This is a genomic window from Fulvimarina endophytica (assembly GCF_003403015.1).
Taxonomy (GTDB): domain Bacteria; phylum Pseudomonadota; class Alphaproteobacteria; order Rhizobiales; family Rhizobiaceae; genus Fulvimarina; species Fulvimarina endophytica.
Genome location: NZ_QURL01000003.1, coordinates 346377 through 364101 on the forward strand (window position 1 = coordinate 346377; position 17725 = coordinate 364101).

At 66.8% G+C, this 17725-nt stretch carries 18 protein-coding genes; 12 read left to right on the forward strand and 6 right to left on the reverse strand.

The features are described from left to right. Position 1: 1 nt before the first annotated feature. Both DYI37_RS08105 and DYI37_RS08110 read right to left on the reverse strand, forming a co-directional pair. Positions 2-1177: a PQQ-dependent sugar dehydrogenase gene (locus tag DYI37_RS08105; RefSeq protein WP_116682705.1), complete on the reverse strand. Its 1176-nt coding sequence runs from the start codon at positions 1175-1177 to the stop codon at positions 2-4. A gap of 226 nt (positions 1178-1403) precedes the next feature. Further along, on the reverse strand, positions 1404-2342 hold the full coding sequence (locus DYI37_RS08110) for a hydrogen peroxide-inducible genes activator (RefSeq protein ID WP_116682706.1): 939 nt from the start codon (positions 2340-2342) through the stop codon (positions 1404-1406). Positions 2343-2481: 139 nt separating this feature from the next. Here DYI37_RS08110 and DYI37_RS08115 point away from each other — a divergent pair, with 139 nt between their 5' ends. Further along, positions 2482-3981 carry a catalase gene (locus DYI37_RS08115; RefSeq protein WP_116682707.1) on the forward strand — a complete coding sequence of 500 codons (1500 nt, stop codon included), beginning with the start codon at positions 2482-2484 and terminating at the stop codon, positions 3979-3981. 148 nt (positions 3982-4129) lie between these two features. Here DYI37_RS08115 and DYI37_RS08120 read toward each other — a convergent pair whose 3' ends face one another. The 3 genes from DYI37_RS08120 to DYI37_RS08130 all read right to left on the reverse strand — a co-directional run bounded on the left by DYI37_RS08120 (position 4130) and on the right by DYI37_RS08130 (position 6791). Further along, the gene (locus DYI37_RS08120; RefSeq protein WP_116682708.1) at positions 4130-4324 is read right to left on the reverse strand and encodes a hypothetical protein; all 195 of its coding nucleotides are present in this window, start codon (positions 4322-4324) and stop codon (positions 4130-4132) included. Positions 4325-4649: 325 nt separating this feature from the next. Next, the gene (tldD, locus tag DYI37_RS08125) at positions 4650-6062 is read right to left on the reverse strand and encodes a metalloprotease TldD (protein ID WP_425365036.1); all 1413 of its coding nucleotides are present in this window, start codon (positions 6060-6062) and stop codon (positions 4650-4652) included. A gap of 126 nt (positions 6063-6188) precedes the next feature. Further along, positions 6189-6791 (reverse strand): invasion associated locus B family protein, encoded by a 603-nt coding sequence (locus DYI37_RS08130; protein WP_116682975.1) that lies wholly within the window; start codon positions 6789-6791, stop codon positions 6189-6191. 530 nt (positions 6792-7321) lie between these two features. Here DYI37_RS08130 and coxB point away from each other — a divergent pair. The 11 genes from coxB (at position 7322) to rnhA (ending at position 16708) form a co-directional block, all read left to right on the forward strand. Then, the gene (coxB, locus tag DYI37_RS08135; RefSeq protein ID WP_116682709.1) at positions 7322-8251 is read left to right on the forward strand and encodes a cytochrome c oxidase subunit II; all 930 of its coding nucleotides are present in this window, start codon (positions 7322-7324) and stop codon (positions 8249-8251) included. A 33-nt stretch (positions 8252-8284) separates the two neighbouring features. Continuing rightward, positions 8285-9886 (forward strand): cytochrome c oxidase subunit I, encoded by a 1602-nt coding sequence (ctaD, locus tag DYI37_RS08140; protein WP_116682710.1) that lies wholly within the window; start codon positions 8285-8287, stop codon positions 9884-9886. A 277-nt stretch (positions 9887-10163) separates the two neighbouring features. Next, entirely contained in the window at positions 10164-11054 is an 891-nt protein-coding gene (locus DYI37_RS08145) for a heme o synthase (protein ID WP_425365037.1), read from the forward strand. After that, positions 11051-11197 carry a protoheme IX farnesyltransferase gene (locus DYI37_RS08150; protein ID WP_116682712.1) on the forward strand — a complete coding sequence of 49 codons (147 nt, stop codon included), beginning with the start codon at positions 11051-11053 and terminating at the stop codon, positions 11195-11197. The genes DYI37_RS08145 and DYI37_RS08150 overlap by 4 nt, the downstream gene beginning before the upstream one ends. Then, the gene (locus DYI37_RS08155; protein WP_116682713.1) at positions 11197-11844 is read left to right on the forward strand and encodes a cytochrome c oxidase assembly protein; all 648 of its coding nucleotides are present in this window, start codon (positions 11197-11199) and stop codon (positions 11842-11844) included. The genes DYI37_RS08150 and DYI37_RS08155 overlap by 1 nt, the downstream gene beginning before the upstream one ends. A gap of 111 nt (positions 11845-11955) precedes the next feature. Then, complete coding sequence (locus DYI37_RS08160) at positions 11956-12831, forward strand: cytochrome c oxidase subunit 3 (RefSeq protein WP_116682714.1); 876 nt, start codon at positions 11956-11958, stop codon at positions 12829-12831. Between the two features lie 89 nt (positions 12832-12920). After that, entirely contained in the window at positions 12921-13379 is a 459-nt protein-coding gene (locus tag DYI37_RS08165; RefSeq protein WP_116682976.1) for a DUF983 domain-containing protein, read from the forward strand. Continuing rightward, positions 13376-14176: an SURF1 family protein gene (locus DYI37_RS08170; protein ID WP_116682715.1), complete on the forward strand. Its 801-nt coding sequence runs from the start codon at positions 13376-13378 to the stop codon at positions 14174-14176. Before DYI37_RS08165 ends, DYI37_RS08170 begins: the two co-directional genes overlap by 4 nt. Before the next feature lie 31 nt (positions 14177-14207). Then, positions 14208-15260 (forward strand): 4-hydroxy-3-methylbut-2-enyl diphosphate reductase, encoded by a 1053-nt coding sequence (gene ispH, locus DYI37_RS08175; protein WP_116682716.1) that lies wholly within the window; start codon positions 14208-14210, stop codon positions 15258-15260. 12 nt (positions 15261-15272) lie between these two features. Beyond that, positions 15273-16253, forward strand: a complete 981-nt coding sequence (locus DYI37_RS08180; protein ID WP_116682717.1) for a homoserine kinase — start codon at positions 15273-15275, stop codon at positions 16251-16253. Continuing rightward, the gene (gene rnhA / locus DYI37_RS08185) at positions 16250-16708 is read left to right on the forward strand and encodes a ribonuclease HI (protein ID WP_116682718.1); all 459 of its coding nucleotides are present in this window, start codon (positions 16250-16252) and stop codon (positions 16706-16708) included. The genes DYI37_RS08180 and rnhA overlap by 4 nt, the downstream gene beginning before the upstream one ends. Before the next feature lie 58 nt (positions 16709-16766). On the opposite strand, the gene DYI37_RS08190 is transcribed toward rnhA, so the two are convergent. Beyond that, positions 16767-17621 (reverse strand): protein-disulfide reductase DsbD domain-containing protein, encoded by an 855-nt coding sequence (locus tag DYI37_RS08190; protein WP_158555115.1) that lies wholly within the window; start codon positions 17619-17621, stop codon positions 16767-16769. Positions 17622-17725: the final 104 nt, after the last annotated feature.

Here is a 17725-nt window from a genome sequence, read left to right on the forward strand (position 1 = left end):
GTCATCCCCCTTCGCCGGGCCGCAATTCGATGAGGCGGCCGTCCGGCCCGTCCTCCAGCACGAAGACCGCGCCGTCCGGGGCTTCGTCCACCTCGCGCACCCGCCTGTCCCAGGAGAAGCGCTCGGTCTCGCTCGCCGTCTCGTCGTCGATCGAGACATGGACGAGGGCCTCGCCCGAAAGAGCCGCGATCAGCGCGTCGTCGCGCCAGTCGGCAAAGACGTCGCCGCCATAGATCAGGAGGCTCGCCGGCGAGATCACCGGCGTCCAAGAGAGTTTGGGCGCGACGAACCCGTCCGACGCCGGATCGTGATCGGGGATCGACACGCCCGAATAGTTGATGCCGTCGGAGGCGAGCGGCCAGCCGAAATTGCCGCCCCGCTCGACGAGATTCAGCTCGTCGCCGCCGCGCGGACCCATCTCGACCTCCCAGATCCGGTTCCGGCTGTCGAAATCGATGCCGAGGATGTTCCGGTTGCCGAGCGTCCAGACCTGGCCGGCGATCGGGCCTTCGCTCTGGAATGGATTGTCGGCGGGCACCGTGCCGTCCGGGTTGAGGCGCAGGATCTTGCCGAGATTGCCCGTCATGTCCTGGGCCGGGTCCTGCTTCTGGCGGTCGCCGGAGGTGACGAACATGAAGCCTTCCTGGTCCGAGCCCTCGGGCCCGAAGACGATGCGGTGGGAATAGTGGCCGTTGCCGCTCACCTTGGGGCTCTGGCGCCAGATCACCTCGACGCCGGTCAGTGCCGGGCGCGCGCCGTCCCGCTCGAGGATGCCGCGTGCGATCGCCGCGCCGTTGCCGGAGGTGCCGGCTTCCGCGAAAGTCAGATAGACGACGCCGTTCTCGGCGAAGTCGGGATCGAGCACCACGTCGCCGAGCCCGCCCTGGCCGCCATAGGCGACCGCCGGAACGCCGGCGACCGGGGTCTTCCCGCCATCCTCCGCGACGAGTTGCAGAGTGCCGGCCTTTTCCGTGACCAGCATGGCGCCGTCCGGCAGGAAGGCCATCGCCCAGGGCTCGTCGAACGCTCCGTGGCTGGTGGCCGAAAGCCTCGTGCCCTCGCTGCCCTCGATGGTGAACCTCTCCTCGGCCGCCGCCCGGCCCGTTGTGCCGGCGAGAACGGTGCCCGCCGCAAGAAGTGAGAGGATCGGGGCGATCACATGTCCTGGAATGCGCATCGGTTCGCGGTCTCCTCGTCGAAGGGTCTGGAAGCCTCGCTACGGCCGTTCCGCCGGCCAAGCGGCCAGTCGTTAAGCGCTGCGAAGCTTAAGGCTCGAAGACGAGATAGGAGGCGGCGGCGGCGAATGCTCGCCGGGTCCCTCGCCCGGAAGGCGGCGGGCGGGCGCGTTCACCGGCGCGAACCGCGCCTTTCCAGGGGTTCGGGCGGCGGGATTGAACTCCTCGTCATCGCGCCGTGATGGGGCTTCGGATCGCCGGGTCCGCACCCGCGATCGCCTCTTCGCAGGCCGTGCGTGTCGCGCGGGCGAACGCCTCGAAATCGGCGCGCCGTGCCGTCGTCGGGCGGAAGGCGAGGACGAGGCGGCGATAGGGCACCGGCTCGGCGAAGGGCAGGATGGCAAGGCCCCCGCCCCGCGTCTCGTCCCGGACGGCCATGGAGGGAATGAGGGTCGCCCCGAGACCGCCCGCCACCATGCGCAGCAGCGTGGCGAGGCTCGTTGCGCCGAAGACGGCCCGCTCGCGCCCGTCCGACAGCCGGCAGATGTCCACGGCCTGGGTGCGCAGGCAGTGGCCTTCCTCCAGAAGCAGGATGCGCTCCTCGCCGACGATCGAGGCCGGCACCGGGTTCGGCAGATCCGCCGCCCTGTCGATCGGGGCGGCGAGAAAGAACGGATCGTCGAAGAGGGGGAGGGTGGCGAGACCCTCCTCCTGCAGGGGCAGGGCGACCACGGCGCAGTCGATCTCGCCGCGCTTCAGATCGGCGAGCAGCCGGTCCGTCACCGATTCGCGCACCTCGCAGACGAGATGCGGATGGGCCTTGCCGAGACCGGCAAGGAGGCTCGGCAGGAGATAGGGCGCGACGGTCGCGATCAGCCCGACCCGAAGGCGGCCGGACAGGGTCTCCTCGCCCTGGCTTGCCAGGCTTTCAAGATCGTGCAGATCGGCGAGGATGCTTTCGATCCGCCCGGCGACGAGTTCGCCGTCCGCCGTCAGCGTCACCCCGGCCGGTCGGCGCTCGAAGAGGGCGGTTCCGAAGAAGGCCTCCATCTGGGCGATCTGGCCGGACAGAGCGGGCTGGCTGATGTTCAGCGCGCGGGCCGCATGCCCGAAATGGAGGGTGTGGGCGAGTTCGCGGAAATAGCGCATCTGGCGGACGGTGAGCATGCTTCATCAGATAAACCGATGACGCTGCGCGTCAAATGCGATTGGAAATGATCGCCGGGATCTGCGAGGCTCGGACTGGAACCATTCCATTCGGTCAGGGCGCCTCTCGCCCGACCGATGAAACCGATCAGGAGGTCCCATGGCCGATCGCCCGAGACTGACCACGACGGCCGGCGCGCCGCTCGCGTCGAACCAGAATTCCAAGACCGTGGGCACCCACGGTCCGGTCCTCCTCGAGGACTACCAGCTCATCGAGAAGCTCGCCCACCAGAACCGCGAGCGTATCCCCGAGCGCGTGGTGCACGCCAAGGGCTGGGGCGCCTACGGCACCCTGAAGGTGACCGAGGACGTCTCGAAATACACCCGCGCCAAGGTCATGCAGCCGGGCGCCGAGACCGAGCTTCTGGCCCGCTTCTCCACGGTCGCCGGCGAGCAGGGCGCGGCGGACGCCGAGCGCGACGTTCGCGGCTTCTCGCTGAAGTTCTACACCGAGGAAGGCAACTGGGATCTCGTCGGCAACAACACGCCGGTCTTCTTCGTCGCCGATCCCTACAAGTTCCCGGACTTCATCCACACCCAGAAGCGCCATCCGAAGACCAATATGCGCTCGGCGACGGCGGCCTGGGACTTCTGGTCGCTCTGCCCCGAGAGCCTGCATCAGGTGACGATCCTGATGTCGGATCGCGGCATCCCGCAGACGCCCATGCACATGAACGGCTACGGCTCGCACACCTTCTCCCTGTGGAATGCCGAGGGCGAGCGGTTCTGGGTGAAGTTCCACTTCAAGACCCGTCAGGGCCACAAGCACTTCACCGATGCCGAGGCCGAGACGGTGATAGGCAAGAGCCGCGAGAGCTATCAGGAAGCCCTGTTCGGCGCGATCGAGGGCGGGGAGTTCCCGAAATGGGACTTCTACATCCAGGTCATGCCCGAGGGCGAGGAGAAGGCCTTCGAGGAGAAGACCGGCTGGAGCGCCTTCGATCTCACCAAGATCTGGCCGCACAAGGACTATCCGCTGATCAAGGTCGGCGAGATGGAGCTCAACCGCAACGCGGAGAACTACTTCGCCGAGATCGAGCAGTCCGCCTTCAACCCGTCCAACGTCGTGCCCGGCATCGGCTTCTCGCCGGACCGGATGCTGCAGGGCCGCCTGTTCTCCTATCCCGACGCCCATCGCTACCGGATCGGCACCCATTACGATTCGCTCGCGGTCAACAAGCCGAAGAGCCCCGTCGCCCACTATCATCGCGACGGCACCATGCCGCACGGGCTGATGACCAATCCGGACGCCTATTACGAGCCGAACAGCTTCGGCGGCCCGGTGGAGGACCCCTCGGTCCAGGAGCCGCCGCACCGCTATGCGGGCGAGGTCGGGCGCTACGACTATCGCGGGACCGCGGACCACTATTCGCAGCCGCGCGCCCTGTTCCAGATGTTCGACGACGCCCAGAAGCAGCGCCTCTTCGCCAATATCGCGGGCCATATGGCGGGTGTGCCCGAGTTCATCGTCGAGCGCCAGCTGGCGCATTTCGAGAAGGTGGACCCGGCCTATGCCGAGGGCGTGCGCAAGGCGCTCGGCTCGGTGGATGCGGGAGCCGCCAAGAGCACCGGCACCAGCCACAGCGAAGCGGCGGAGTAAGATCCGTCCTCACAGGGCAGGCAGGACAGGAAGGCCGGGGCATCCGCTCCGGCCTTTCTCGCGTCGAAGAAACCTTTCGCCCGCACGTCCCGGCGCGCCCTCGCGACGAGCCTCGAACACGGGCTCTCCACGCGTTCGCTCCGAGGCCTCAGGCCTCGGCGAGGTCGGAGGCGCCGCAGCGATAGCGTCGCAGCGCCCATTTGGGCCGGCCTTTCAGGTGTTCGGCCGCGACCGCCTGTCCGAACAGCGCGCATTGCATGAGCGTGCCGTCGAAGGCGACGTTCTCGTTGTGGCAGTCCTGGGGTTCTGTTCGCAGGCAGAGAAGAAGAGTGATGGCGATCATGGCGAAACCTCGTTCGCGTTGACGACGTCGCCGATCGACCTCCCGCTGGATCGACTTGATGTCGTGGTCATTCCCTTGCGGAAGAACCAGGACATGATCGAGCCTATCCTGCTCGCGGGATCGCGCAATCCTAAAAAATAGGCATGGCTGATAATTAAGCAGTCATATGTTGCGGAACGGCTTTGAGCCTCGCATCCGGTCCGCTTCGTCGAAGGGCCCGCAGCGCGCCGGCCCGCGCAGCGACGCGAGAGACGCCCCGCGCCGCTCGTGCCCCATGTGTCATCAGTTCCGGGGGAGGGGCCGACAAGCCGGGCGGCCTCGGGCCTTACTCGGCCTCGGTGCCGCCGACGGTGATCTGGTTCATGCGCAGATGCGGCTGGCCGACGCCGACCGGAACGCCCTGTCCGTTCTTGCCGCACATGCCGATGCCGGTATCGAGGGCGAGGTCGTTGCCCACCATCGCGACCCGGTGCATGGCGTCGGGGCCGTTGCCGATGAGCATGGCACCCTTCAGGGGCTCCTCCACCTTGCCGTTGCGGATGCGATAGGCCTCCGTGCAGCCGAAGACGAACTTGCCGGAGGTGATGTCCACCTGGCCGCCGCCGAAGGAGACGGCATAGATCCCGTCCTTGACCGAAGCGAGGATCTCCTCGGGGCTGTAGTCGCCGCCGAGCATCATCGTATTGGTCATGCGCGGCATGGGGGCGTGGGCATAGGACTGGCGCCGGCCGTTGCCGGTCGCCTTCACGCCCATCAGCCGGGCGTTCTGGCGATCCTGCATGTAGCCGACGAGCTTGCCGTCCTCGATCAGCACCGTGCGGTTCGTCGGCGTGCCCTCGTCGTCCACCGTCAGCGAGCCGCGCCGCTCCGCGATCGTGCCGTCGTCGACGACCGTCACGCCTTTCGCGGCCACCTGCTGGCCCATCAGGCCGGAAAAGGCCGAGGTCTTCTTGCGGTTGAAATCGCCTTCGAGCCCGTGGCCGACGGCCTCGTGCAGCATCACGCCGGGCCAGCCCGAACCGAGCACGATGTCGAAGGCACCCGCCGGGGCGGGCACGGCCTTCAGATTGGTGCGGGCCTGGGCGAGCGCCCGGTCGGCGATGGCCTGCCAGGTGTCCTCGATCATGAAGTCGCCGAAGCCGGTGCGCCCGCCCGCGCCGAAGGAGCCGGTCTCCTGGCGCTCGCCCTCGCCGCAGACGACCGAGACGTTGAAGCGCACCAGCGGGCGCACGTCGCGCACGAGGCGTCCGTCGGCCCTCAGGATCTCGACCACCTGATACTGGGCGCCGACCGTCGCCGAAACCTGCCGCACGTCCTCGCCGGCATCGCGCAGATAGGCGTCGACCGCCTGGAGAAGCTTCACCTTCTCCTCGAAGCTCGGCGAGCCGATCGGGTTCTCCTCGCCGTAGAGCCTCGCATTGGTGCCCTGGGGCGGCTCGGCATAGGTGCCCCGATAGCCCGATTTCACCGTGGCGACCGCGTCGGAGGCCCGTTTCAGGGCGGCGATCGAGAAATCGTCGGCATGGGCGAAGCCCACAGCCTCGCCCGCGACCGCGCGCAGGCCGAAGCCCTGGTCGATGCCGAAATTGCCGCCCTTCAGCCGCCCGTTGTCGAAGGAGAGCGATTCGCTCTCGCGATATTCCATGTAGAGTTCGCCGTCGTCGGCGCCCTTGAGGGTCTCCCCGAGCACCGCCTCGATCTCGGCCTTCGAGACGTCGAAGCGCTCGATCAGGGACATGGACATCATATGGTCTCCGCTTGGCGCGCATGGCGGACGCCATGCGGTTCGTTCAGTCTCGCCAAGATAGGTCGCGCGCGCCGGTCTTTAAACCAAGGCGCCCCCGGCGCCCGTCTGCCCTCCCGCCTACTGCGCGGCGGCCGGTTCCTGCGGCGTCGCAGCACTGCCAGCCTGCGGCTGCGGCTTGGGCAGGGCGTCGTAGGCGGCGGTGAAGCCATCGAGCGAGACCGGGATGCCGATCCCCTCCTCGGGCGTCTGGAAGAAGGAGAACGTCGCCTCCTGCCCCTTGGAGAGCTTCTCGGTCAGCGCCTCGTCGAGGGCGACGTCCGCGATGCAGCCGGTATCGAAGCAGCGCAGGAAGGGCGTGATGCCGATGAACTCGCCGTCGATGTGGAGGCGCAGCCCGTTCGGCAGGATGATGCCGAGCGGCGCGCGGGCCCTCAGGATCGTGCCCGTGCCGTCGGCCAGATGCAGGATCGAGACCGAGAAGCCGATCTCGCGCCGATCGGGCGGCAGCACGACCTGGCGCATCAGGCATTGCTCGCCGGGCGCGCCCGCAGGCGTCGAGCAGACGATGCCCCAGGCGCCGTGCTGGCTCTTCAGCCGCCCGATCGGATCGGAGGCGAACTGGGCGCTCGCCGCCCCCGCCGAGGCGAGAAGAAGCAGCGCGGCAAGGGTGCCGATCCCTCTCGGGCGTGGCCGATCGGCAGCATTGCGGGAAGGAAACATGACATCCTCGTCGTCGGGAACTCGTGGAAGCGCGGGGCGAACGGCGTATGCCTTCGTGCGTGAGCGCCTGCGTTCCATCAAACATGCGGCATGAACATGGCCCCATCCTGACACGGAGGCGAAGCGCGCCCGAACGCGTCGTCCATTGGTCGAAGACCCATGCGCCGCGCCCTGCGGCACCGGGGTCCGACGGCGGCGCTCCCGGTCCGCGCACCGCTCTCCAGGCCGGCGATCGGGGCCCTTGTCGCCGGGCGGAAACGTCCTTCGAGCCCGCCGCGGGGGCGTCCGTCGAAGCCGTCCCACAGGCAGGCGCGCGGGGTCTTCGCGCGGGTCTATGTCGCACGGAAAGCGGCTCCCGAGGTGTTGCGGGTTTCGAGTTTTCATGGTTCAAGCGCTCAATCCAACTGGTCGGGTTTGCCTTGCGCGCTTGCCGGACGAGCCATCGTCCCCTCCACGCCTGAGCCGCATCGATCCGACCGGAAGGTTCGAGTGGCTGCCCGGCCCGATACGGCCGGATAAGGAGGAACAGCGTGAAAGCTTGGAGCTTGACGGTCGGAGCATTGCTGGCCGGAACAGGGGCGGTGCTTGCCCAGGAAGCCGGCGAAACCGTCATCGGCAAGCCGCATCCGTGGCAGCTCGGTCTGCAGACGGCCTATTCGCCGATCGAAGAGCAGATCCACTGGTTCAGCGACTATTCGCTCTTCTTCATCGTGCCGATCACGATCTTCGTCGCCGGGCTTCTGGCCTGGTGCGTGTTCCGCTACCGGGCCGCGGCCAATCCGAACCCGTCGCGCACCGCCCACAACACCACGATCGAGGTGATCTGGACGCTGGCGCCGGTGATCGTGCTCCTGCTTCTGGCGATTCCCTCCTTCCAGCTCCTCACCAACCAGTACAATCCGCCGCGCGAGCCCGAGCTCACCGTCAAGGCGACCGGCTATCAGTGGTACTGGGAATACGAGTATCAGCCGCTCGAGACCGCCGAGGATCCGGCCGCGACCGTCTCCTTCGCCTCCTATCCGATCGGCCAGCTCACCGATACGGTCGAGGCCCAGGACGAGGCCCATGCCGAGAAGGGCGATCTCGAGGTCTATCCGCGTCTTCTCGCGGTCGACAACGAGGTGGTCGTCCCGGTCGATACCGTGGTGCGCGTCATCTCCACCGCGGCGGACGTCATTCATTCCTTCGCCGTCCCCTCGCTCGGCGTGAAGGTCGACGCGGTGCCGGGCCGTCTCAACGAATACTGGTTCGAGGCCAATCGCGAAGGCATCTTCTACGGTCAGTGCTCCGAGCTGTGCGGAACCGCCCATTCGAACATGCCCATCGCGGTTCGCGCGGTCTCCAGGGAACAGTACGACGCCTGGTATCAGGCCGCCCAGGACGACGTCTCGGCGGCGAACGAACAGTTGAACGCCGCTCTCGAGACCGCCCGGTCCGGGACCTCGGTCGCGTCACGCTAACGAACCCCCAAGGTTCAGGGAGATCTCATCACGATGGCATATGGAGCCACTCACGACCATGACGATCATACCCCTTCTTCGAAGTGGGTTCGTTGGGTCTATTCGACGAATAACAAGGACATCGGCGTCCTCTACCTGATCTTCTCGATCTTCGCCGGCATCGTCGGCGGCGCTCTTTCGGTCGCCATGCGCGCCGAATTGCAGGAGCCGGGTCTGCAGATCTTCTCCGATCCGCAGATCTACAACGTCTTCACCACGGGCCACGGCCTGATCATGATCTTCTTCGTGGTCATGCCCGCCCTCATCGGCGGCTTCGGCAACTATTTCGTGCCGATCATGATCGGCGCGCCCGATACGGCCTTCCCGCGCGTCAACAACATCGCGTTCTGGCTGCTGCCGCCGTCCTTCCTGCTGCTCATCGCCTCGCTCTTCGTCGAGGGTGCGCCGGGCTCCAACGGTGCGGGCACCGGCTGGACCATGTATCCGCCGCTGTCGACCACCGGCCATCCGGGACCGGCCGTGGATCTCGCGATCTTCGCGCTCCACCTTGCCGGCGTCTCCTCGCTGCTCGGCGCGATCAACCTGATCACGACGATCCTCAACATGCGCGCTCCGGGCATGACGCTGCACAAGATGCCGCTCTTCGTCTGGTCGCAGCTCGTCACCGCGTTCCTGCTTCTCCTGTCGCTGCCGGTCCTCGCCGGTGCGATCACCATGCTCCTCACCGACCGCAATTTCGGAACGACCTTCTTCGATCCGGCCGGCGGCGGCGACCCGATCCTCTACCAGCACCTGTTCTGGTTCTTCGGCCATCCGGAAGTCTACATCCTGATCCTGCCGGCCTTCGGCATCGTCAGCCACATCGTCTCCACCTTCTCGCGCAAGCCGGTCTTCGGCTATCTCGGAATGGCCTATGCCATGGTGGCGATCGGTGTCGTCGGCTTCGTCGTGTGGGCGCACCACATGTACACCTCGGGCATCTCGCTCAACACCCAGCGCTACTTCGTGTTCGCGACCATGGTCATCGCGGTGCCGACCGGCATCAAGATCTTCTCCTGGATCGCCACGATGTGGCACGGCTCGATCACCTTCAAGACGCCGATGCTGTGGGCGATCGGGTTCATCTTCCTGTTCACCGTCGGCGGCGTGACGGGCGTCAAGCTCGCCAATGCCGGCCTCGACCGCGTGCTGCACGACACCTATTACGTGGTGGCCCACTTCCACTACGTGCTGTCGCTCGGCGCCGTCTTCGCCATCTTCGCGGGCTGGTACTACTGGTTCCCGAAGATGACCGGCTACATGTATAACGAGACGATCGGCAAGGTTCACTTCTGGATGACCTTCGTCGGCGTCAACATCCTGTTCTTCCCGCAGCACTTCCTCGGCGCCGCCGGCATGCCGCGCCGCTACGTGGACTATCCGGACGCCTTCGCCGGCTGGAACTTCGTCTCCTCGATGGGGTCCTACCTCTCCGGCATCGCCGTCCTGGTCTTCCTCTACGGCGTCTGGGAAGCCTTCGCCCGCAAGCGGGTCGCAGGCGAGAGCCCATGGGGCGCAGGCGCGACCACCCTCGAGTGGAAGCTCTCCTCGCCGCCGCCCTACCACCAGTGGGAAGAGCTGCCGCGGGTCAGCTGACCCGCAGCGCAGACGACGCTTTCCCGCCATTGGAGGGCCCGGCCGGTAGCGGCCGGGCCCTCACCGATGAAGCCGCCCACCGGCCATGATCCCCGCTTCTCCCCGTCCCATAGCATCGGCTCGGGCGGGGTCGCGGGACGCAAGGATCGCCCGGGCGCCATCGCCAGGACGTGAACCGCACGACGCCGGTGCCACGTCGCCATTGCCACGAACCTCGGGATTTCCGCCCTTGTCGACGATCGAGACCAGCACCCTCTCCCCAGCGCCCGCCATCTCCATGGCCGAGCCGAAGGATTTCTTCGCGCTCCTGAAGCCGCGGGTGATGCAGCTCGTGGTGCTGACGGCCGTGTGCGGCATGGCGCTCGCCCCTGGGTCGATCAATCCCTTCCTCGCGATCATCTCGATCGTCGCGATCGCGGTCGGTGCCGGCGCCTCGGGCGCGCTCAACATGTGGTACGACGCCGACATCGATCAGAACATGGAGCGCACCCGCACCCGGCCGATTCCCTCGGGCCGCGTGGAGCCGGATGCCGCCCTCGGCTTCGGCATCCTCCTGTCGATCCTCTCGGTCATGACCCTCGGCCTCGTCTCCAACTGGTTCGCGGCCGGCTTCCTCGCCTTCACCATCTTCTTCTACGTCGTCGTCTATTCCATGGGCCTCAAGCGCTCGACGCCGCAGAACATCGTCATCGGCGGCGCCGCCGGCGCCTTCCCGCCCATGATCGGCTGGGCGGCCGTGACGGGCAGCGTCTCGATCGAGAGCTTCGTGCTCTTCGCCATCATCTTCCTGTGGACGCCGCCCCATTTCTGGGCGCTCGCGCTCTTCAAGATGAAGGAATACGGCAAGGTCGGCGTGCCGATGCTGCCCAATGTCGCCGGTGAAGCCTCCACCCGCCGCCAGATCTTCGCCTATTCGCTGGTCCTCGTCCCGGTGGCGATCCTGCCCTTCGTCATGGGCTTCGCGGGTCCGGTCTACGGCGCCGTCTCCATCGTCCTCGGCGCCCTGTTCCTGAAGCACGCCTACGGCGTCCTGAAGATGGCCGATGGCGACGAGCGGATGATCCCGGCCAAGAAGCTCTTCGGCTTCTCGATCCTCTATCTCTTCGGCCTCTTCGTCACGCTCCTCGCCGAGACCACGGTGACCGGCCTGATCGGAGCTGTGGCTTGAGCGAGAAGGACAAGCCCGAAACGGTCAAGCTCACGCCGGCCGAGGAGAAGGCGAGGCGCAAGCGCTCGATCGCGATCGCGCTGACGCTCCTCGTCCTCGTCGGCGTCTTCTACGTCGTCTCGCTGATCAAGATGGGGTCGTGATGAACGAAGCCAAGCCGAACCACGAGCGCGGAACAGTGCCGGCGAAGGCGGATCAGCCCGCCGCCCGCCGCCGCAACCGCATCATCGCGGCCTCCTGCACCGCCTTTATCTTCGGCATGGTGGGCGCGGCCTACGCCTCCGTGCCCCTCTACCAGCTCTTCTGCCAGGTCACCGGCTATGGCGGCACGACCCAGCGCGCCGAGGCCAACACGCTTCAGGCAAGCGACGAGACCATCACGGTGCGCTTCGACGGCAATGTCGCCAAGGGCCTGCCCTGGACCTTCCGCCCGAACGACCGCGCGATCACCGTGCGCCTCGGCGAGACCTCCGAGACCTCCTACCGGGCCGTCAACAATTCGGACAAGCCCATCGTCGGGCAGGCGCTGTTCAACGTGACGCCCGACGCCGCCGGCATCTACTTCAACAAGATCGCATGCTTCTGCTTCGACGAGCAGGTGCTCCAGCCGGGCGAAAGCGTCGACATGCCGATCACCTTCTTCGTCGATCCGGACATCCGCGAGGCGGAGGAGCTGAAGAACGGATATGCGATCACGCTGTCCTACACCTTCTTCCCGATCGACGATCCGGACGAAATCGCGCGTGCTGCCCAAACGGACACTTCCGAAGCGGGCCAAGGCGCTTTATGAACATGACCACCCGGACGGAGGGCGCGACGGCGCGCTCGCCGGACGATCGACAGGCCGAAGCCGCCGGATCCCGACAGGACGGGGCCGGCGCCGAGAATGGGGAGAGGCGGAATGGCTGACGCGCACGCCAAGCATGACTATCATATGGTGGACCCGAGCCCCTGGCCGTTCATCGGTTCCGTGGGCGCGTTCGTCATGCTGTTCGGAGCGGTCGCGCTGTTCCGCTGGACCGGCTCCCAGGACTTCAACCTGTTCGGCATCAATCTCGCGACGCCGTGGATCTTCGTCCTCGGTCTCGCGATCGTTCTCTACACGATGTATGCTTGGTGGTCGGACGCCGTTCGCGAGAGCCTGGAGGGCAAGCACACGCGCGTCGTGTCGATGCACCTGCGCTACGGCATCATCATGTTCATCGCCTCCGAGGTGATGTTCTTTGTCGCCTGGTTCTGGGCCTTCTTCGATGCGAGCCTCTTCCCCAACGAGGCGATCCAGGCATCGCGCACCGAGGTGCTCGGGGGCCAGTGGCCGCCGGTCGGCATCGAGGTTCTCGACCCGCTGCATCTGCCGCTCTTCAACACGATCATCCTGCTCCTGTCCGGCACCACCGTCACCTGGGCCCATCACGCGCTGCTCCACGGTGATCGCAAGGGCCTGAAGGCGGGTCTGGCGCTCACGGTCGCCCTCGGCGTCCTGTTCAGCTACGTGCAGTATTTCGAATACATGCATGCCCCCTTCGCCTTCTCGGGCTCGATCTACGGCTCGACCTTCTTCATGGCGACGGGTTTCCATGGCTTCCACGTCCTCGTCGGCACGATCTTCCTGATCGTCTGCCTCATCCGGGCGATGGCCGGCCAGTTCACGCCCCAGAAGCATTTCGGCTTCGAGGCGGCCGCCTGGTACTGGCACTTCGTCGACGTGGTCTGGCTCTTCCTCTTCTTCTCCATCTATGTGTGGGGCGGCTGGGGTGCACCCTTCTACGCGGCCTGATCAGGGCCGCCGGCAACAGGTTTGAGAAGGGGCGGGTCCGAAAGGCCCGCCCCTTTGGTTTGCGGACCCGCAAGAAAAAGGACGAGACCATGAGCGAGACAGGCCGCAGCGAGCCAGATCCGGTCCGGGCGGGCCTTGCGGGCCGCTGTCCCCATTGCGGCGAGGGCCGGCTCTTCGCCGGCTTCCTGAAGCCCGCCAGATCCTGCGATGTCTGCGGCCTCGATTACGGCTTCGCCGATACGGGCGACGGTCCGGTCGTCTTCGTCATCCTGATCATCGGCTTCCTCGTCTGCGGCCTCGCTCTCTGGCTGCAGGTGGCGATGGAGCCGCCGCTCTACGTCCATTTCCTCATCTGGCTGCCGCTCGCGGTGATCCTCACTTTGCCGCTGATGCGGCTCCTGAAAGGTGTCACCCTGACGCTCACTTATGCCAACCGCGCCCGCGAGGGACGGATCGAGACCCCGGCCGATCGCGGCGCCTCGCATGCGCCCGGCAAGGCGGGCGAGCCGATCGATTCGCCCTCTTCGCGCACGAGCGACGATCGATGAGCGCGGCCGGTGAGGAGGCGCTGGCAGAGGCGCGCCGGCCCGAGCCCATGGGCCGCGTCAAGTTCACCATCGCCCTCGTCCTCTGCCTCGTCGGCATCGTCATCCTGTTCGGCCTCGGCACCTGGCAGGCCGAGCGCCTCCAGTGGAAGACGGCGCTGATCGAGCGGATCGACGCGCGCATGGGGGCTGCCCCCGTCTCGCTGGATAAAGCGCTCGCCGATTACGCCGAGACCGGCGACGTGGACTACCAGCCGATCACGATCGAGGGCCGCTTCCTCAACGAGGGCGAGCGCTTCTTCTTCTCCACCTTCGACGGCCAGACCGGCTGGAACGTCTATACGCCGCTCCTGACGCCCGACCGTCACATCGTCTTCGTCAATCGCGGCTTCGTGCCCTACGAGGCGCGCGACCCGTCGACGCGGCCGGGCAGCCAGCCGGAAGGGGAGGTGAGGATCGAAGGGGTGGCCCGCAACGCACCCACCGAGAAGCCCGGCTACTTCGTCCCGGACAACGATCCGGAGAAGGACACCTTCTTCTGGCGGGATCTCGCGGCCATGTCCGAGGGACTTTCCCTCGGCTCGGAGGTCGAACTCGTCCCCTTCTTCGTCGATGCGGACCGCGATCCCACATCGCGCCAGCTGCCCGTGGGCGGCCAGACCATCGTCTCGATCCCGAACAACCACCTGCAATACGCGCTGACCTGGTACGGCATCGGCTGCGTGCTCGTGGTCATGACCGGACTGCTCGTCGGCCGTCAGGTCCGGGCGCTGCGCGGCGCGCGCGGACCGCGCGCTTGACAGGGGGAGGTCTCATGCCTTCATTCGCGCCATGACCCTGACCGATAGCACCGCCCCCGCAACGGACCCCGCATCCGTTTCCGCACCCGTCGAGGCCAAGCCGCGCCTTACGCTGAAGCTGTGCGAGCCGCGCGGCTTCTGCGCCGGCGTCGACCGCGCGATCCAGATCGTGGTCCTCGCCCTCAAGAAATACGGCGCGCCGGTCTATGTGCGCCACGAGATCGTGCACAACAAATATGTGGTGGACGGGCTGCGCGACATGGGCGCGGTCTTCGTGAAGGAACTGACCGAGGTGCCCGACGACGGCCAGCCGGTGGTCTTTTCCGCCCATGGCGTGCCGAAATCGGTGCCGGCCCGGGCGGAAGCGCGGGACATGTTCTATCTCGACGCCACCTGCCCCCTCGTCTCCAAGGTGCACAAGCAGGGCCTGCGCCACGTCAAGCTCGGCCGCCACGTGCTTCTCATCGGCCATGCCGGGCACCCGGAGGTCGTCGGCACACTCGGCCAGCTTCCCGAGGGCTCGGTGACGCTGATCGAGACCGAGGAGGACGTCGCGGCCTTCGAGCCGGCCGATGCCTCCGCCCTCGGTTTCATCACGCAGACGACGCTTTCGGTGGACGACACGGCGGGCGTGGTGAACGCGCTGATGGCGAAGTTCCCGGAGCTCTCCGCGCCCTCCTCCGAGAGCATCTGCTATGCGACGACCAACCGTCAGGACGCGGTGAAGGTCGCGGCGGAGGGCACCGATCTCTTCGTCGTCGTCGGCGCGCCCAACTCTTCCAATTCCAAGCGCCTCGTCGAGGTCGCCAAGCGCTTCGGCGCGAAGGACGCGATCCTGGTCGAGAGCGAGCGGGACATTCCCTGGGGCGAGATCGCCGACGGCGCGCGCCTTGCCCTCTCGGCCGGGGCGTCCGCCCCTGACATCCTGATCGATGCGATCATCGAGAAGGCGCGCCAGGGCTTCGATGTCGATCTGGAAATCGTCCAGACGGCGGAGGAGAACGAGCTCTTCCCGGTGATGCGGGCCCTGCGCGACACGCCGCTGACGCCGGCGGACATGGCCTTCGTCAACGGCCCTGCGTGAGGCGAGGACATCATGGCCGTCTATACCGAGGTCGGTGAAACCGAACTCTTCGAATTCATGGCCGGCTACGATATCGGCCAGGTGCTTTCCTACAAGGGAATCGCGGAAGGGGTCGAGAATTCGAATTTCCTCCTGCGCACGACCGGCGGCACCTTCATCCTGACGCTCTACGAGAAGCGGGTGAATGCCGGGGACCTGCCCTATTTCCTGGGGCTGATGCAGTATCTGGCCGGCCACGGCCTGTCCTGCCCCCTGCCGGTGACCCGGCGCGACGGGGAGACGCTCGGCGAACTCGCCGGACGGCCCGCCGCGATCTTCACCTTCCTCGAAGGCATGGGGGCCCGGCGCCCGATGCCGGCCCATTGCCGCGCGGTCGGCGAGGCGATGGCAAGGCTCCACGCGATCGGGCAGGGCTTTCCGATGCACCGGGCGAACGGGCTCTCCATGCCGACATGGCGCCCGCTGTTTCAGTCCTGTCCGGACCGCGTCGACACGGTAGAGGCCGGTCTTTCGAGGGAGATCCTTTCCGAACTCGACCATCTTGAGGCCCGCTGGCCGACGGGGCTTCCGGCGGGCGTCATCCATGCCGATCTCTTCACCGACAACGTGTTCTTCCTTGCCGGCGACCTGTCGGGGATCATCGACTTTTACTTCGCCTGCAACGATCTCCTCGCCTACGACATCGCCATCACGCTCTGCGCCTGGTGCTTCGAGCCCGATGGCAGCTTCAACCTCACCAAGGGCGCGGCGCTTCTGTCCGGCTACCAGTCGGTGCGCCCCCTGGAGGAGGCCGAGGTCGCGGCGCTGCCGCTCCTGTGCCGGGGCGCGGCCATGCGCTTCCTCCTGACGCGGCTCTACGACTGGCTGACGGTGCCGGACGGCAGCTTCGTCACCAAGAAGGACCCGCGCGAATACCTGCGCAAGCTGCGCTTCCACCGCACCGTGGCGAGCGCGGGCGAATACGGCTACACGGCGATCGGAGAGACGGGTTGAGCGAAGAAAAGCGGGTCGAGATCTATACCGACGGCGCCTGCTCGGGAAATCCGGGGCCGGGCGGCTGGGGCGTCCTGTTGCGCTTCGGCGAGAACAGCAAGGAGCTGAAGGGCGGCGAGGACAACACCACCAACAACCGGATGGAACTGCTTGCCGCCATCGAGGCCCTCTCGGCCCTCAAGCGCCCCTGCGCCGTCGATCTGCATTCGGACTCGGCCTATATGCGCGACGGCATCACCAAGTGGATCCACGGCTGGAAGAAGAACGGCTGGAAGACCGCCGACAAGAAGCCGGTGAAGAATGCCGAACTCTGGCAGCGCCTCGATACCGAGCGCCAGCGCCACGACGTCACCTTCCACTGGGTGAAGGGCCATGCGGGTCACGAGGGCAACGAGCGCGCCGACCAGCTGGCCAATGACGGCATGGAGCCGTTCAAGAAGAAGCGCCGGGGCTGAAGCTCGGGCGTCTTCCTGCCGCAACTGATGGCGCGAAGACCGGGGCCGGTGCGAAGCGTCAGCGCGCCTCGACTGTCGCGCTCAGCCCCTTGCCCCCGTCCGCGAACAGGACCTCCAGCGGGAGCGCGTCGCCGGGACCGGCGTCCGCCTTCGCCTTCGCCTTCGGGCGTTCCTCGATCGGCACGCGGAAGACCGTCTGGCCCGCGCTGCGGCTCGGCTCGCCGGGCTCGCCGAAATACCAGCCCTTCGGCCCGAGGACGAAGGCGTCGCTGACGCTTCGCGTCCCCGAAAGGCCGACGAGAAGGCTGTCGCCCTCGATCCGCGCTGTGACGGTTCCGGGCGAAAGCGGCACGGGCAGCCGCTCGAACGCCGCAGCGATCGCCCCGTCCCCGTCCCCGTCTCCATTTTCGCCGCTCTCGGCTTTAAGGCTCGCCTGCACCGGCACGCAGATCTCCCTGCACACGCCGATGAAGACCTCCGCCGTCACCGGCCCCTGATCGGCCTTCTCGCCCGTCTTCGCCGTCCGGGGTTCGAGCACGAAGGGCAGGTCCACATCCGCGTCATAGCCGTTGGCCCGCGCCAGATCCTCGCCGAAGCGATGGGGGATCGGGGCGAAAAGCGTCGTTGTCCCGGCATCCGGTCCCGCCGCAACGTCGATCCGGGGCGGAATGCCGGAAGGGCCCGGATCGAGCCAGTACGTCTTCCAGCCCTCTTCGAGATCGATCCGTAAGACGCCCTCGATTCTGCCGCCGGGACCGGGTTCGGACGCAATCAGCCGCAGATCGGCGACCGGGCTCGCGCTTTCGGGGCCGAAGGCGAGGGCCTTCGACGCGAGACCTGCCGGGCCTAGGATGGAGAGGCTTACGGCAAGGAGCGCGAGGCTTGCGGGTCTGCGTGAAAGCGTGGCGAACATGATCGTGATCCTCTCGGCGTGCCGCCCCGCTTCTGCCCGACCTATCGGACCGAAACATGGCCCCGGTTCCTCGATGTCGTACCGGATGTCGCGGGATCGAGGTC